At 62.8% G+C, this 15,146-nt stretch carries 17 protein-coding genes; 8 read left to right on the top strand and 9 right to left on the bottom strand.

Annotation, left to right across the window (positions count from 1 at the left end):
• Nucleotides 1-292 precede the first annotated feature (292 nt).
• Entirely contained in the window at nucleotides 293-2,083 is a 1,791-nt protein-coding gene (locus EN964_RS07485) for a 7TM diverse intracellular signaling domain-containing protein (RefSeq protein WP_164748985.1), read from the bottom strand.
• Nucleotides 2,084-2,097: 14 nt separating this feature from the next.
• Nucleotides 2,098-2,835 carry a response regulator transcription factor gene (locus tag EN964_RS07480; RefSeq protein WP_127272777.1) on the bottom strand — a complete coding sequence of 246 codons (738 nt, stop codon included), beginning with the start codon at nucleotides 2,833-2,835 and terminating at the stop codon, nucleotides 2,098-2,100.
• Between the two features lie 507 nt (nucleotides 2,836-3,342).
• Here EN964_RS07480 and EN964_RS07475 point away from each other — a divergent pair.
• Nucleotides 3,343-3,546 (top strand): hypothetical protein, encoded by a 204-nt coding sequence (locus EN964_RS07475; protein ID WP_127271958.1) that lies wholly within the window; start codon nucleotides 3,343-3,345, stop codon nucleotides 3,544-3,546.
• Nucleotides 3,547-3,696: 150 nt separating this feature from the next.
• Here the strand turns inward: EN964_RS07475 and EN964_RS07470 are convergent, their stop codons facing one another.
• Nucleotides 3,697-4,065 (bottom strand): helix-turn-helix domain-containing protein, encoded by a 369-nt coding sequence (locus EN964_RS07470; RefSeq protein WP_164748987.1) that lies wholly within the window; start codon nucleotides 4,063-4,065, stop codon nucleotides 3,697-3,699.
• 89 nt (nucleotides 4,066-4,154) lie between these two features.
• Here EN964_RS07470 and EN964_RS07465 point away from each other — a divergent pair, with 89 nt between their 5' ends.
• A complete protein-coding gene (locus tag EN964_RS07465) occupies nucleotides 4,155-4,760 on the top strand; it encodes an NADPH-dependent FMN reductase (RefSeq protein ID WP_127271924.1) in 606 nt (201 codons plus the stop codon).
• A 60-nt stretch (nucleotides 4,761-4,820) separates the two neighbouring features.
• Here the strand turns inward: EN964_RS07465 and EN964_RS07460 are convergent, their stop codons facing one another.
• Entirely contained in the window at nucleotides 4,821-5,543 is a 723-nt protein-coding gene (locus tag EN964_RS07460) for an MBL fold metallo-hydrolase (protein ID WP_236382913.1), read from the bottom strand.
• 370 nt (nucleotides 5,544-5,913) lie between these two features.
• Between EN964_RS07460 and EN964_RS07450 the strand changes: the two genes are divergently transcribed.
• Nucleotides 5,914-6,840 (top strand): DMT family transporter, encoded by a 927-nt coding sequence (locus EN964_RS07450; protein WP_127271654.1) that lies wholly within the window; start codon nucleotides 5,914-5,916, stop codon nucleotides 6,838-6,840.
• A 10-nt stretch (nucleotides 6,841-6,850) separates the two neighbouring features.
• Here the strand turns inward: EN964_RS07450 and EN964_RS07445 are convergent, their stop codons facing one another.
• Entirely contained in the window at nucleotides 6,851-7,759 is a 909-nt protein-coding gene (locus EN964_RS07445; RefSeq protein ID WP_127272166.1) for an alpha/beta fold hydrolase, read from the bottom strand.
• Nucleotides 7,760-7,876: 117 nt separating this feature from the next.
• Between EN964_RS07445 and EN964_RS07440 the strand changes: the two genes are divergently transcribed.
• Nucleotides 7,877-8,473: a CGNR zinc finger domain-containing protein gene (locus tag EN964_RS07440; protein ID WP_127272169.1), complete on the top strand. Its 597-nt coding sequence runs from the start codon at nucleotides 7,877-7,879 to the stop codon at nucleotides 8,471-8,473.
• A 54-nt stretch (nucleotides 8,474-8,527) separates the two neighbouring features.
• Here EN964_RS07440 and EN964_RS07435 read toward each other — a convergent pair whose 3' ends face one another.
• Nucleotides 8,528-10,036 (bottom strand): winged helix-turn-helix domain-containing tetratricopeptide repeat protein, encoded by a 1,509-nt coding sequence (locus tag EN964_RS07435; protein ID WP_127272172.1) that lies wholly within the window; start codon nucleotides 10,034-10,036, stop codon nucleotides 8,528-8,530.
• A gap of 230 nt (nucleotides 10,037-10,266) precedes the next feature.
• On the opposite strand from EN964_RS07435, the gene EN964_RS07430 reads away from it, so the two are divergent.
• Complete coding sequence (locus EN964_RS07430; RefSeq protein ID WP_127270483.1) at nucleotides 10,267-10,521, top strand: DUF1127 domain-containing protein; 255 nt, start codon at nucleotides 10,267-10,269, stop codon at nucleotides 10,519-10,521.
• An 82-nt stretch (nucleotides 10,522-10,603) separates the two neighbouring features.
• On the opposite strand, the gene EN964_RS07425 is transcribed toward EN964_RS07430, so the two are convergent.
• Nucleotides 10,604-10,957: a helix-turn-helix domain-containing protein gene (locus tag EN964_RS07425; protein ID WP_127270482.1), complete on the bottom strand. Its 354-nt coding sequence runs from the start codon at nucleotides 10,955-10,957 to the stop codon at nucleotides 10,604-10,606.
• Nucleotides 10,958-11,086: 129 nt separating this feature from the next.
• On the opposite strand from EN964_RS07425, the gene EN964_RS07420 reads away from it, so the two are divergent.
• Both EN964_RS07420 and EN964_RS37580 read left to right on the top strand, forming a co-directional pair.
• Entirely contained in the window at nucleotides 11,087-11,971 is an 885-nt protein-coding gene (locus tag EN964_RS07420; RefSeq protein ID WP_127270480.1) for an NAD(P)-dependent oxidoreductase, read from the top strand.
• A 1-nt stretch (nucleotide 11,972) separates the two neighbouring features.
• Nucleotides 11,973-12,365 (top strand): nuclear transport factor 2 family protein, encoded by a 393-nt coding sequence (locus EN964_RS37580; protein ID WP_164748986.1) that lies wholly within the window; start codon nucleotides 11,973-11,975, stop codon nucleotides 12,363-12,365.
• A 27-nt stretch (nucleotides 12,366-12,392) separates the two neighbouring features.
• Here the strand turns inward: EN964_RS37580 and EN964_RS07410 are convergent, their stop codons facing one another.
• Entirely contained in the window at nucleotides 12,393-13,703 is a 1,311-nt protein-coding gene (locus tag EN964_RS07410; protein ID WP_127272177.1) for a hemolysin family protein, read from the bottom strand.
• 75 nt (nucleotides 13,704-13,778) lie between these two features.
• Nucleotides 13,779-14,693, bottom strand: coding sequence for a LysR family transcriptional regulator (locus EN964_RS07405; protein WP_127270041.1), 915 nt, complete (start codon nucleotides 14,691-14,693; stop codon nucleotides 13,779-13,781).
• Between the two features lie 127 nt (nucleotides 14,694-14,820).
• Between EN964_RS07405 and EN964_RS07400 the strand changes: the two genes are divergently transcribed.
• The coding region (locus EN964_RS07400; protein WP_164775753.1) for an alcohol dehydrogenase catalytic domain-containing protein at nucleotides 14,821-15,146 on the top strand (326 nt) is incomplete at its 3' end.

The raw sequence follows: 15,146 nt of genomic DNA, 5'->3' as shown, positions 1-15,146 counted from the left end.
GTTTCCGGATGTGCCTGCGCCGCTCCCGCCGCCGCCATTCCCCCCGCCGCCGCCGCCATTTCCGCCGGCGCCGTCGGCCATGGCGGGGCTCCAGGCCAGGCTGGCCAGGAGGCAGCCCGCGAGGGCGGTCGAACGCAGCAGGCCGCGCTTCGAGACGATGGCAATTCCTGTCAAGGCCAGGCTCCCCAGATCAGCACCGACGCAGTCGTGCATGTTCCCGGGGGCATAGCACCCGAGCCCAAGGGCGGGTATCGTTGAAACTAGCTATGCCCGCCGCGCCGGGATACGCCGCTCAGGCCGCGGGCACTTGCAGGGCCAGCACGGTTTCGCCGTGCCGCGACCGCGTGTCGAGCGTGCCGCCCAGCCGCCCGGCCCGCGCCCGCATCGAGCGCAGGCCGGTGCCCGGGACGGGCGCCTCCGAGACGGTATCGAAGCCGACGCCGTTGTCCTGGATGGCCAGGCTCAGCGTCTCGCCGCGCCGGTGCAGGTCGATGACGACGCGGCTTGCCTGGCTGTGCTTGAGCACGTTGGTCAGGCCTTCCTGCAGGATGCGGACGAGATCGAGGCTTCGCGCCGCCGGCAGGTGGCAGTCCTCCAGCCCGGTCAGGTTCCACACGCAATCGATGTCGCGGCTTTCGCATGCCAGCGTTTGGCGGCGGCGCAGCGGCGCGATCCACTCGGCCAGCGACTGGCCGCCCGTCGGGTCGTCGGCAGCGGTGTCGATGATCACCCGCAACTCGTCGCGCAGTTCCTTCAGCACGGACAGGAAGCGATCGGCCGGCAGGTTCTGCGGCGCATGCTCCAGCATGGCGATCGAATTGACCAGGGTGCCGCCCATGCCGTCGTGCAGATTGTGGGAAAGGGATACGCGTTCGGCCAGCCTGGTGTTGGCCAGAATGACCTCATGCTGCTGATGCAGCGTGAGGGCGAGTTCCTCCCTGGCGGTTTCGATCTTGGCCGTGAGTTCATCGTTGAACCCTTCGATGCGGCGCATGTTGGCGACGAAGTTCCAGGCCAGCACCAGCGCCATGCCGACCATCTGCAAGTGGGATGTCAGCGTGACGTAGTAGACATTGCCAAGAAGGATGCCGAAATAGGTCATCAGGTCATGCAGGATGGCCACGATGGTGAGCGCGTTGACGATATGAAGGACGATGTGGTCCAGGCGAGCGCTTCGCCAGGTCAGGCCGATCGCCAGGAAACAGGCGCCGATGTAAAGCAGCGACCAGGACAAGGCCAGGAGGTTGAGCATCGGGGCGAGTTGGGAATGCGGCGTGGCAAACAGGGCGGCGGCGCCGATCGCCAGCGCGGCCCACAGCACGGCTTCCCCCCGGGGAAAGCGGCGCTCGGCGAAGCGGATGACAAACAGCACGAAGGCGGCGGCCATGACCATGAAGGAGAGCATGATAAAACGCTGCCATGTGTCGGTCGTCCCGAACGGCCAGGGGCTCGTGACCACGAAATTGAGCGAATAGCAACACCACGCAATCGTCATCAGGGCGAACCAGCCATAGGCCTTCAGGCTTCGGCGCAGCAGCCAGACGACGAAGAAGAAGGTGCCAAGCGCCGCGGTGACGCCGAGATAGAAGACCGGCAGCTCGCGGCGAATCCAGAATTGCTGGACAAAATGGGCACGCGTCGCCGAAGGCGGGCCGATCAGCACCGGACCAAGACCCGGCTGGTATGGCGCCAGGCCCGAGACCCTGATCAGCAGCGTGTTGGTGCCGGCATGCAGGACCGGGGCTGAGAGCTGCCAGTAGCGGGGCACGTTCCATGAGCGCGTCAACGGCTCGACGAGGAATTCGTCGCGTCCGAGTTCCGCGCCGTTGACGGAGATCGATCCGGCCAGTGTCCAGTAGTTCAGCGCGAGGCCCAGCGGTTCGGTTGCGTCGGCCCTGTCGAAGGTGAGGCGGTACCAGACCACGCCGTCGAAACCGGGCCAGCGCGTCGTCCAGTCGTCGGGCAAGGTCACGCTGGTCCAGCCGGTGGCCGGCGGCGTGGCGGCGTCCCAGCCGGATCGCACGGCCTCGATCGTCTTGAACGGCACGGCCCCGCCGGCGGCAAAGGCGATGCCGCCCGGCACGAGGAGCAGGAATATCAGGGCAAGAAGCCTTGCGACCGCGCCTCGAAGATCGCTTCCGTCCGGGATTTGACCGACAGCTTCTTGTAGATGTTGCGAATGTGGCATTCGACCGTGAACCTGGAGAGGGAAAGGACTCCCGAAATCTCTCGATTGGTAAGCCCCTTGGCAACGAGGTTCAGGATCTCGACCTCGCGCGGCGTCAGGAGAGGCGGCGCTGCAAGCGCGGGCTTGCCGCGCCCCGGCCTGTCGGTGGAAGGACGGGCGCGCCCGGACGGTGCCGGCGCCGACACCAGTTCCAGGATGCGCCGGGCGATGAAGGGATCGATCGGCGCGCCGCCGCGGATGGTGCTGCGGATCGAAAGCGACAGCTCGACGTCGTCGCGCTCCTTCAAGAGATAGCCGGTCGCCCCGGCGCGCAGGGCTTCGAGGATGGTGTTTTCGTTGCTCCAGGCCGAGATGACGAGGATCGGCAGCGCCGCGTCGTGCTCGTGCAGGGAGCCGATGAGGTCGATGCCGTTGCCGTCGGGCAGGCCGACATCGACCAGCGTCATGGCAAAGGGCTGGTCGACGAGCAGGGTCTTGGCCTGCGCGATCGACCCGGCGAAAAACAGCTCCTCCTGAGCATAGCCAAGGCCCCTCAGGATCGAGCGCAACCGCACCTGCATCATCGGCTCGTCCTCGACGACAAGCAGCGGGCTCGGCAGCAGTGCTTCCGATGGCAGGTCGATGACGGGATGTTCCTTGTACGACATGAACCTCGACGCGAATGGCGGCTTTCACCGATAGCAGCCGGGGCAGAAAACACCCAGGCGATCGTAACCAGTCTGCCATGGATCGCTTGCCGCCGACATAGCTGGGATCAGGTAGACAGGGCTACGAACTCGGGGTTAACGGGTGGGTTGGTCCGGAGCCCTCGCCGGCGCGTTGGCTGACGGAGCATCAGACGAAAAACCCGCCTGTGCGGCGGGTCTCTGGCGCAAATCAGCACCATGGACGGAAATGTACCTTAGCTGAGGGCACCGAGTCAAGAAAAAATTCCTATCGTGAAAAGCCACCGGCATAAAAGCCACGGCACAACAGCCGCCGGCAGCGCCGAACTGGCTGTCGTCAGGTCTTTTGTAAAACTGGGTTCGGAGCCCTGATCAGGTAGAGCGAGCCGGGCATGGGTCCGTTTGTAACAGGGGCCGTGTGGGAAACCCGCTTCGCGGCATCCAATGGTTGCCTTCGCGCCCGATGCTGCGGACGTTGGAGGAGAGACAATGCGTCAACATCTGCTGAACGGTTGGCTCGTGGCAGCCCTGGTCGCGACGACCTGCCTGCTCGGCGTGACCGCTTATGCGGAGGTGAAGGAAGACATCTCGCGCAGTGCCTGCACGCATGGGGAACAGGCTCCCGGCAAGCAGGGCGCACGGTGTGATAGCTGTGGCGCCGCGCGATGCGATGTCCGCGCATCAGGAGCCTGAGCGGCAGCCGTCAGGGGACGGCATGAGCGGCAATCCGCCAGCCAAAACGGCGCGTGCATTCGGGCAACGATCCGCGCAGCCGAGATAGAATTTCCGATCGGGCAAGCCGGATGTTGCGTGCGCGTCTGAATCCCTTGCAGCGCAAGGATTTCAGACGCGGGCGTCGTCGAATTTTTCGCGCGCCGCCTTGACGCGCATGGTGTTCGCACGCGCCCATTCGCTCAGTGCGCTGACGGGGATCAGCAGCTCGTGGCCGAGCTCGGTCAGCTCATAATCGACGCGCGGTGGAATGGTTGGAAACACGGTGCGGGTGACGAAGCCGTCACGCTCCAGCCCGCGCAAGGTGGTGGTCAGCATTTTCTGCGAGATGCCGCCGACGGCAGCGCGCAATTCGTTGAAACGCAGCGGTCCGTCGCCCAGCTTGCCGACGACCAGAACGGTCCATTTGTCGCCGACGCGCTGCAGGATTTCCGAGATGGCGCGGCAGTCTTCGGAGCGATGTGGGTGCCTCGGTAACAAAAAAGTGCCTTCTTGTGCATCGCGTTTCCAGTATCTCATATAGCGCAGGTATCCAAATGATACCAGTACTTCGTGCAAGGAGAGCCCTTATGTCCAAACCCAAAATTGCCATCGTCGTCGGATCGACGCGCGCCGCTCGTTTCGCCGATGTGCCAACCCAGTGGATCGCCAAGATCGCCAAGTCGCATGCCGACATCGATGTCGAGGTCGTCGATCTGCGCGACTTCCCGCTGCCGTTCTTCGACGAGGTCGCATCCTCCGCCTGGGCGCCGTCGCAGAACGAAGTGGCACAGCGCTGGCAGAAGAAGGTCGCCGAATTCGACGGCTTCATCTTCACCGCCGCCGAATACAATCATGGCCCGACGGCCGTGCTGAAGAACGCCATCGACTACGCCGCCAATGAATGGAACAAGAAGTCGGCCGGCTTCGTCGGTTATGGCAGCGTCGGCGGCTCGCGTGCCGTCGAACAGCTTAGACTGTATGCCGTCGAATTGCAGATGGCGCCGGTCAAGTCGGCCGTCCATATCGCCTGGGGCGATTTCCTCGCCGTCCGCCAGGGCGAGAAGAAGCTGGAAGACCTCGAGCATCTGAACCAGGCCGCCACCGCGCTGGTCAACGATGTTGCGTGGTGGGCCAAGGTGCTCAAGGCAGCGCGTCAGGCCGACGCCGTTGCCGAGGAAGTCAAGGCGGCCTGACCGCCAATTCGAGTTATCCTCCCAAGGATCCGGGGCGGCGCTTGCGTCGCCCTTTTTCAATTATAGCGGCTCGAATTGAAAGCTGGCGCCGGATCGGACGACGCGGCCGATGCCGGGCGAATCCAGATGCGCGCCGGCAACGAAACAATGTTCGTCGGCTGCAAGCGCCAGCAACCGCAACCGGCTTTCGCGCGCCTGGTCCTGATCGGCGTCGAATTCCCACGTCACCTCAGGTCGATCGAACTGAAGCGATGGGACGTGAACGGTGTCGCCCCAAATCAGAACGCGTTCGCCGCCGCTCGAAACGCGAAAGCAGCTATGTCCCGCTTCATGGCCACGAGCGTCGACAATGTCGACATGTGTCCCGATACGGTCTCCGGCTTCGAAGGGTTCCGCCATGCCGTGAAATCGTTCGAGCCGCGCTTCGGCGCGAAAAAAGCCGAGTTCTTCCCCGGGAACGAGCAAGCGCGCCAGGCGCGGGAAAGCGTCGCGGCCGTCGGCAAGCACAAGACCATGGATGTGGTCGAGATGCGTGTGGGTGAAGCAGATGGTACGGACTCGTCCGGCATCGATGCCGGCTTCGTCCAGCGCCTCGGGAAGTCGGCCCATGGTGGGATGCCAGGCGTTCGAGGCGCCGGTATCGATCAAGATGATCCCATTTCCATCGTCAATCGCGAAGGCATTGACGGAAAGCCTGAGTTGACCAGCAATCAACGCGACTTGTTGCGGCAATTCATCGCCAAATGGCTTGTCGCCGCGTTGCCGAAGCCGTCCGATCGGCATGTCGACATAGCCATCGCGCAAGGAGGTGATGCGCAAGTCACCAAGATCGTAGGTCTGATAAAGGTCGCCTGAGGCTATGCGGCGCATTTTTTCGATCCTCTGTAAACAATCGACAACATGCGACGGGCCAGCCGCGTCGGCAACCCGCCCCGTCAATTCGATCTATGCCATGTGTGCGTGCGTCGCCTGCCGTGACCGGATGATGCAGTCGGCGAGGCGGTCCGCCTCGTCCAACTCGTCGGTATGATGCTGATATCCGGATGTCGCGATAGCCGCGAACACGACGCCAATCGGGGTTGGACTGCTACATCGACGGGACTGCCATCTGGTCGCGCCCTTTGCCCTGATATATCCGGCTGCATTCCGTTACATGAGTGAAACCGTGAAGACATCCAGCCTGACCGGCGCCGTTTCCCCGATGATCCCGGTGCTCGTATGCGCGCTTGCGATCTTCCTGCTGTCCGGGATGGATGCGGCGATGAAGATCCTGGTCATCGCGGTCGGCGTCTACAACACTTTGCTGTGGCGCAGCATGGTCGCGACCGTGGTCGCGGGCGCGGCCTGGCTGGCGGGACCGCGCCTAAAGCCAACCGTTCCGGTGCTGAGGCTGCATGCGTTGCGTGCCGCGGTTGTCGGCGTCGTCCTGATATCCTTCTTCTGGGGCTTGGCCAGGCTGCCGCTTGCGGAGGCGATCGGGCTCAGCTTCGTGGCGCCTTTGTTTGCCCTGTTTCTCGCCGCGTTGCTGCTCGGCGAACGGATCCGGCGAGAGGCTGTCTGGGCATCGCTGGCCGGCATCGCCGGCGTCGCGATTATCATGGCCGGCCAGTTCGGGCAGGCAGACTATTCGCAAGATGCCATGCTCGGCACGGCGGCGGTGCTCGTGTCGACGGTGTTCTACGGCTACAATCTGATCCTAGCCCGGCAACAGGCGCAGTTGGCCAAGCCGATCGAGATCATGCTGTTCCAGAACCTTTGCGTTGCCATCCTGCTCGGCCTCGCAGCACCCTGGCTCGCCGTCGCCCTGCCGAGCAATCTTTGGCTTCCTTTGGCCGGGGTGACGGTGCTGTCGCTCGCCGGGCAATTCCTGATGAGCTGGTCCTACGCCCGCGCCGAAGCGCAATATCTGATCCCGACGGAATACTCGGCCTTCATCTGGGCGGTCGCGCTCGGCTGGTTCTTCTTCGGCGAGGAGGCGACCTGGACCACCTTGGCCGGAGCATGCCTGATCGTCGCCGGCTGCCTGATCGCCGCGCGGGCCAATCCAAGGCTTGCCGAGCCCATCGAAATGGCGGTTTGAGCGTCGACGTTCAGCGCCCTGCAGGTTCGCGAAAGACCCCAGTCTCCACCTCGTGGATGAAGTGAGCGATGAGAGCCGCGCATTGGCGATGATGCGTTTCGAGAAGCATGTGTCCGCTCTCAAAGACATGGATTTCGACTGCGTCGAGGTCGCGGCTGTAGGCCATGATCTCGTCCAGCGCGAAGAAGGCGTCGTGCCGTCCCCACAGCACGAGGCATGCTGGCTGGTGGTCGCGGAGATAGGCCTGGATGGCCGGGAAGCGGGCGATGTGCGAGCCATAATCGGTGAAGAGTTCGAACTGAATGTCGGTGTTGCCGGGCCTCGCCAGGCGCTCCGTATCGAGATACCAACCCTCGGGCGGAAACAACACCTTCAGACGCTCGGGGAGACCGCCGATATATTGGTTTCGGGTCCCCTCGAAATTCATCCAGTCCGGCAGTTTGGCGCGGTTTTCTTCAGTCGGTTCGGCGAAGAATGCCTTCGGCGCGTCCCATTCCGGTCCCAGCCCCTCGTCATGAGCATTGCTGTCCTGCGCGATCAGGCCGAGGATGCGATCCGGCTGCCGTGTGGCGAGATGGTAGCCGACAGGCGTGCCGAAGTCAGTGATGTAGAGGAAGAATCGCTGGATGCCGAGGGCCTCGACGAAGGCTTCGATCGTGTTGGCCAGGTTCTCGAACGTGTAGTCATAGGCATCGATGGAAGGGGCGGACGAAAAGCCGAAACCGGGCAGGTCCGGCGCCACCACATAGGCTGTGTCCGCCAGCGGTTCGATGACATTGCGATAGACGTGCGACGAAGTCGGATATCCGTGCAGCAGCAGGATTGCCGGTCTGCCCGGGTCGCCGGCGTGTCGGTAGAAGATGTCGAGGCCGTCGACATTGATGGTCTCGTGGCGGGTCTTGTAACGATTGCTGCACATCCTCTCTCTCCCAGTGGTCCGCGCCGACCTGGCGGTGCTATGGGTTTGACACCACATATCCCTGTGATAGTGGTTACATCATGTAACCGTATAATGCGGTTGATGAGGTTATGTTCCATGGGCGATGCATACACCGAATGGGTGCCGGATCACTTCATCGGCGGGCATCCCGCTTTGGACCTGTCGAATGCCGTGTTCGACCGGCGGGCGCCGGCAGCAGACAATGAACTCTTCAAATCCGTCCAGGATGTTGCGAACTGGTTCAGCGCCTCAGGGCTTGCCGACGATCGCCAGGCGCAGGCCGTTGCCGAGATAGCGGATGGGCGGTTCGTGGAAGGGGTCCGCGAAATGCGGGAGGCGTCATTTCAGGTTTTCGAGCCAATCGCCGCGGGTAAACCGTCTGCGGCCGAACCGCTTGGCGTGTTGTTCTCGCGCACGGCAAGCTCGCTTGCCGCCGGCTCTATCGAACTGGATGGCACCAGACCGAAGCTTGCCCTTGCCCGGTGGCGGGACCCGGACGCCGTCACCGCCTTGCTGGCCATGCTGTCCATCGACGCGTTCTTCACCCTGCCGCGCGACAGGCTGCATTCCTGCCCTCGCTGTGGCTGGCTTTTCCTCGATACGTCGCGAGGCGGCAAGCGGCGCTGGTGCAGCATGCGCACCTGCGGCAACCGCGAGAAGGTGTCGCGCCACCGAGATCATACCGACGTCTAGACCCGGGTTAGCGCACCACGTCGCCTCTGCTGCGGGCAGCCGGATGCCGGCGCGTCACTCCGGAAGACCGGCCTTGCGAAAACCATCGACGAAATGCTCGAGCGTAGCGGCGTCGCGGAATGGCTCGGTCGTCGCCCAGTGATGGGTTGTGAAATGCGGGTTGCCGACGAGGAACAGTTCAGCCTCAGCGCGCGCCTCGTCGAGCCGGCCGAGTTGCGCCAGGCTGGCGGCCAGGAAACGGCGTGAGCTTGTGCGATAGGTCTCGTCACGGCGCAACGTCTCGATAGCGGCTTGGTAGTCGCGCGCCGCATATTGCGCCTGGCCGAGCGTCAGATAGTACCAGCTCGCTGGAAACGGGTTCAGCCGGAACGCCTTGCCGATGTGCTCGAGGCCCTCTTCGACCCGGCCGGCCAGGACGGCGATGTCGGACAATGCCGCCCAGGTGTCGGCCTCGTTCGGGTCGAGCTCGATCGCCTTGGCGAATTCCGCATCCGCTTCAGTGAAGCTGCGCTCATAGGCAAGCAGGTAGGCCAGGATCCAGCGACAGCCGGCATCGTTGGGATCGATCGCCACGGCCTTGCGCGCCAGCTCCAAGGCAACGCTGCGGGCAGCTTCGGTTGGTCCGCCCCAATGCACCCGTCCCATCCAGTGGTTCATGGCAAGCCAGCGATAGGGCTCGGCGTAATCAGGATCGAGCGACACCGCGCGCGTCAGCATCAGATGCGCTTCCTGCGCCATCTGCGGCGAGTCGTCGATCAGCTTGCGCGCCCGCACGCAGAGATCGTAAGCCTCGAGATTGCTGGGTCGGTTGCGCGGCGGCGGCGCGCGCAGACGGCCAAGCAACGCCTCCACAATCTTGGCCGTAACCTCGTCCTGAACGGCAAAGATATCGTCCAGGCCGCGATCGAAGCGTTCCGCCCACAGATGGTCGCCGCTCACCGCGTCGACCAGCTGTGCGTTGATGCGCACGCGCCCCGCGGCGCGTCTTGCGCTGCCTTCCAGCAGGTAGCGCACGCCAAGATCCCCGGCGATCTCGCGCACGTCCATCGCTTTTCCCTTATAGGCAAAGGTCGAATTGCGGGCGATGACGAACAGGCCGGAGATCCTGGACAGGTCGGTGATGAGGTCTTCGGTCAACCCGTCCACGAAGGAATCCTGCTCGGGATCGTTGCTGAAATTGACGAAGGGCAGCACGGCTATCGATGGTTTGTCGGGCAGCGGCAAGGATTTTCGCTTGGCCTCGCCGAGCTGTTCGACGGCCCCTGTGAAACGGTAGCCGACGCGCGGAACGGTGGATATCCATTCGCCGTTCTCGCCGACAGGACCAAGCAGCTTGCGCAACTGCGCGATCTGGACGGTGAGGTTGCCTTCCTCGACGGCCGTGCCCGGCCATGCAGCGTCCATCAACTCGGCCTTCCCCAATATTTCACCGGGCCGCCCGACGAGTGCTGCAAGCAGGCTCAGCCCGCGATAGCCAACGGCAACGGGGACGTCGTTCCGAAGCAGCGTTCCCGCACCCGGATCAAGCACGAACGGACCAAAGGCAAAACGCGATCCCTGCATAGGCGCATCTATAGAGCAATTCCAGGAAAAGTGTGAAGCGGTTTTCTGTTCGGAATTGCGTCAAAACAAAGGGTTAGAGTAGTTTGCCGGTTCCGTGAGCCGGTGAACTGCTCTAGCTCGTTTGGAAGTTTTGAGAACTATTTGGGAGGGCTTAATTACGGCGCCGTCCGTATCGCGCAGAATTCAACCTCATCGAGAGCCCCAGGCCCTCAAACCATATGGAGGTTGCCATGACCAATACACTTGCATCAGCCCAGCGTTGTGCAGCGCGAGCGGGAACGCCCGTGCGGCCGGCATCGCGCCGGCTCCTGAAGACCCTGCGAAGCATCATAGCGAGTTGGCACGATCGGACCTGGCGCGAACGGATACGCTTTCGCTGGCAACTCAGGCAGATGTCGAAGGACAATCCGCATCTGATCGACGATATCGGCCTGACGATACAGCAGGTCGAGGGAGAGATCGCCAAGCCCTTCTGGGAACGATAGAGCGAATGCCGCAATTGCGTCGGGCGTCAGCGCACCGCCTCGCGATGGGCGCCCAAACCGAGGTCGCTTTGGGCGACATGCATCAGAGCGCATCCATATGTACGCCATTGGTAATCTGAGTGCAGCCGGGCAGGCCGAATTGCTCGGCCCACAGACATAGTGAACCTGCTGCTGCGTTGAGCGCCGCGCCGCGTTCTGTCAGCGAATAGACTACCTTCGCTGGAACCACGGAAAAGACCTTGCGGTCGACAAGGCCGTCCGCCTCCAGTTCTCGCAATTGTTGAGCCAGCATCTTTTCACTGATGCCAGAGAGCGCCTGTTTCAATCGACCAAATCTGCGCGACGCCGTTCCGAGCTCGCAAAGGATATCTACTTTCCACTTTCCTTCGACCATCCTGACGGCCGCTGCAAAGCCATTGTCCGCGGAATTGTTCATCGCGCGTTCCTTACCTTCTGGTGACCACTTACGCCCGGGTGCGTATCGCGCGCCGCTCGTTTTGACATACCTCTCAAGACGATCACAGCAAAACGCGGTCTGACGCCGCCAATTGATATGGAGTGTGGAATGAAGCTTTCAATCACGGTTGTTGGAACGGGCCGTATGGGCTCGGCGCTCGCCGGCAGCCTGCTTCAGTCGGGATATCCGACGACTGTCTGGAACAGAACCAGACAGAAGACCGATCCACTCGCCAGGCTGGGCGCAATCGTCGCGTCCTCCGTGGAGGAAGCCGTGAACGCAGGCGAGATCATCATTGTGAATGTCAGCGACTATGAGGCGACAAAAGCGCTTCTCCACAGTGACGCCATCGCCTCAGCCATTCGCGGCAAGCTGATCGTGGAGTTGACTTCCGGGACGCCAAATGGCGCACGGGAAGCCGCTGATTGGTATAGGGAGCACGGCGCAAGCTACCTTGATGGCGCGATCATGGCGACGCCGGATTATATCGGCACGGACGCCGGAACCATCCTGCTTGCCGGGCCAAGGGCGGCTTTCGACACGAACCGCGATGTGTTTCGCGCTTTGGGTGGCAATGTTCAGCATGTTGGCGAAGAACCAGGGCGTGCGAACGGGCTCGATAGCGCACTACTGGCTATCATGTGGGGCGCTCTGTTCGGGGCGCTCCATGCGATCGCCGTGTCGCAGGCCGAAGAGATCGAACTCGGTGAACTGGCGCGTCAGTGGTCCGCGACGGCGCCGGTCATTGACGGCTTGGTGACCGACCTCATCAAGCGGACGAGCGCTGGCCGATTTGCCAGCGATAACGAAACGCTCTCGTCGATCTCGGCGCACCACGGCGCAATGCAGCATCTATTGGAGTTGATGCAGTTCCGCGAAATCGACCGTTCAATAGTCGATGGTTATGATGCGATATTCAAACGGGCCATAGCGGCGGGCCACCTGCACGATGATTTCGCCGCGCTCTCGCAATTTCTGGCGACAGGGAAGTAGCATGCCTTTGACGCATCTCATCGATAAGTATTGTGCATCGTGGTCCACCGAAAACGCCGAGAAGCGGCGGGCGTCGCTGTTATCGATCTTGAGCGATGGCGCGACGTATACCGATCCAACCGTTCACGCCGTTGGTGCCGAAGAACTTCTAGCCCACATTGCAGGAATTCAGAGCAAGCATCCTGGTGCCTGCATTCTGCGGACCAGCAACGTGGACGTTCATCACGGCGTCGCGCGCTTCGCGTGGAAGTTTGTGACGCCTGACGGTTCGTCTTTACCCGAGGGCCTGGACATCGCTTTTCTGGATGAGGAGCAGAAACGGATAACGCGTATCATTGGCTTCTTCGGTTTGTTGAAACCAGCTCGATCTCTGGCAGAGGGCGGCGTCAGCTAACCGGTCAAGAGCTGACATTCGAACATGTCAGCGCACCGCCTCGCGTTGGGCGCCGGGCAGGCGGGTGGCGATCAGCTTGTCGATGCGGCGGCCGTCGAGATCGACCACCTCGAAGCGCCAGCCCTGCGCGTCGACGCATTCGCCAGTCGCCGGCAGATGATGCATGTGCGACAGCACATAACCGGCGACGGTTTCGTAATCGCGGTTTTCCGGCAGGTCGATGCCGAGAATGTCGGCCATCTCGTCGGCCTGCATGTAGCCGGCGAGCAGCCACGAGCCGTCCTCGCGCTTGACCGCGTTTTCCTCATCGCCGGCGTCGGTGTCGGCGCGGAACACGCCGGTGATGGCTTCCAGAATGTCGGCCGGGGTGACGATGCCTTCGAAATGGCCGTATTCGTCATGCACCAGCGCCATCGGCACGTCGGATTCCTTCAGCTTCTGCAGCACATCCAGCGCGTCGGCCTGGTCGTAGACGATGGGGGCTGCGCGCACATGCCTGCGCGGGTCGAGCACGCGGCCGGCAAGCAGTGCGGCCAGCACGTCACGCGTCTGGACGACGCCGACCATGACGTCGACGCCGCCGTCGCCTGCCGGCAGGCGCGAATGCTGGGTTTCCATGAGCAGCTTGCGGATGGCCGCCTCGTCGGATTGCAGATTGATCCAGTCGACTTCGGTGCGCGGCGTCATCACCGCGCGCACGGCGCGGTCGCCAAGCCGCATGACGCCTGCGATCATGCGCCGCTCGTCGGATTCGATGGTGCCGTGATGCTCGGCCTCGGCGACCAGCATCTTGATCTCCTCATCGGTGACCTTCTCCTCGCTTTCGCCGCGCTGGCCGAGCAGCCACAGGATGGTGCGGCCGGAGAAATCGAGCAGGAAGACCAGCGGCGCCGAAACGGTGGCGAGGATGGTCATTGCCGGAGCGACCCTGGCGGCGACCCGCTCTGGGTCGCGCAAGGCGATCTGCTTGGGCACCAGTTCGCCGACGATCAGCGAGAAATAGGTGATGATGGCGACGACGATGCCGACGCCGAGCGGATCGGCGACGGTCTCGCGGATGCCGGTCGAGGCCAGGAACTGCGCCAGCCGTTCGCCGAGCGTGGCGCCGGAAAAGGCGCCGGAGAGGACGCCGACCAGGGTGATGCCGATCTGCACCGAGGACAGGAACTTGCCGGGATTGGAACCCAACTCGAGCGCGCGGCCGGCGCCATTGATGCCTCGGTCGATCATCGCTTTCAGGCGGGCCGGTCGCGACGAGACGATGGCAAGTTCGGACATCGACAGAAGGCCGTTCACACAGATGAGGACGACCACGATAGCGATTTCTACGTATAACATGAGCGGTCAATAGCATTGCGGCGCGGTCTTCGAAAATAGTCCGACGTGATTTTTGAGAAATGACCGGCATTTCGGTCACGCGGCATCCCAGGGCGGCGCCGAAAAATGTTCGACGAGGGCGTCGACGACAACCCGTACCTTTGGCGTGAGCGCGCGCGTTACCGGCCAGACGGCATGCACGACGATGTTCTCGACCAGGCAGTCCGACAGCACCATTTCGAGATCGCAGCTTTTGAGGCTGTCGGCGGCCAGCCATGTCGGCAGGAAGGCGATGCCGCAGCCGGCGAGCGCTGCATCCAGCATCGGTTCGCCATGGCCGAGAACGAGTCGCGCCTTGGGCATGAAGGTTGCGAGATGGCCGTCGGAATGCCTGATCACCCAGGGCCGGACGATGCCCTCGCGACCGTAGCCAATGACGCTGTGATCGGCGAGATCCTCGACCGATTGCGGCCGGCCATGCCTGTCGAGATAGTCGGGAGCCGCGCATATGGCCGAGCGCTGGGCGTAGAGGCGCCTGGCCGCAAGCGACAGGCTGTCGTCGAGTTCGCCCATGCGGATCGCCAGGTCGATGCCCTCCTCGATCAGGTCGACGCGGCGGTCATTGAAGGAGACTTCCACCGTCAGGTCCGGAAATTTCTTCGAAATCTCGAACAGCACGGGGGCGACGCAGCGTCGGCCGAAGGCCAGCGGCACGTCGATCCGAAGCCGGCCAGACGGGACCTGACGGCGCGAGGCAAGCAGCGACTGTGCGGCTTCGATCTCGGCAAGGGCCCGGACGCAGGCTTCATAATAGCTGACGCCTTCGCTGGTCGGGCTGAGGCTGCGGGTGGTGCGGTTCAGCAAGCGGACGCCGAGTCTCTGCTCCAGCTGCGCGATCGATTTGCCGATCGCCGACTTCGTCACATGCAGCCGCTCGCCGGCGCTGGTGAAGCTGCCGGCCTCCACCGCCTGAACAAACGCGACGATGCCTTGCAGGTCGGCCGTTTCCATGGCGATTTCCTATTGTCGACTTTTAATCCGCAATCAGTGTCAAATTATACCGCACGGAAGCACTATTTTCTATAGTCGAAAGGCATAAATGTCTCGCCTGGCATCAACGCACGGAGCGCGACACGACATGAGCACCCCAATCAACAGATCCTGGCAGATGAGCGGTTTTGGCCTGTCGAGGCTAAGCCAGGTGGAAGGCAAGGTGCCCGAGCCAGGGCCGCACGATTTGCTGGTGCGGACCAAGGCCGTGTCGCTCAACTACAAGGACAAGATGATCGTAGACGGCGTGCTGATCCCAGACCTTGCCTTTCCCTTCGTGCCGACATCCGACGCGGTGGGTGAAGTGGTGGCCGTCGGCAGTGCGGTCAGCCGCTTTCAGGTCGGCCAGCGCGTGCTCGGCCAGGTGATCGCCGATTGGCCGGATGGCGACGCACCGCCGGTGCTGCATAAGCA

This window comes from Mesorhizobium sp. M7A.F.Ca.CA.001.10.2.1 (assembly GCF_003998575.1).
Classification (GTDB): Bacteria; Pseudomonadota; Alphaproteobacteria; order Rhizobiales; family Rhizobiaceae; genus Mesorhizobium.
The sequence above is the reverse complement of the archived record's forward strand: the minus strand, read 5'-3'. Positions and strand labels throughout refer to the sequence as shown.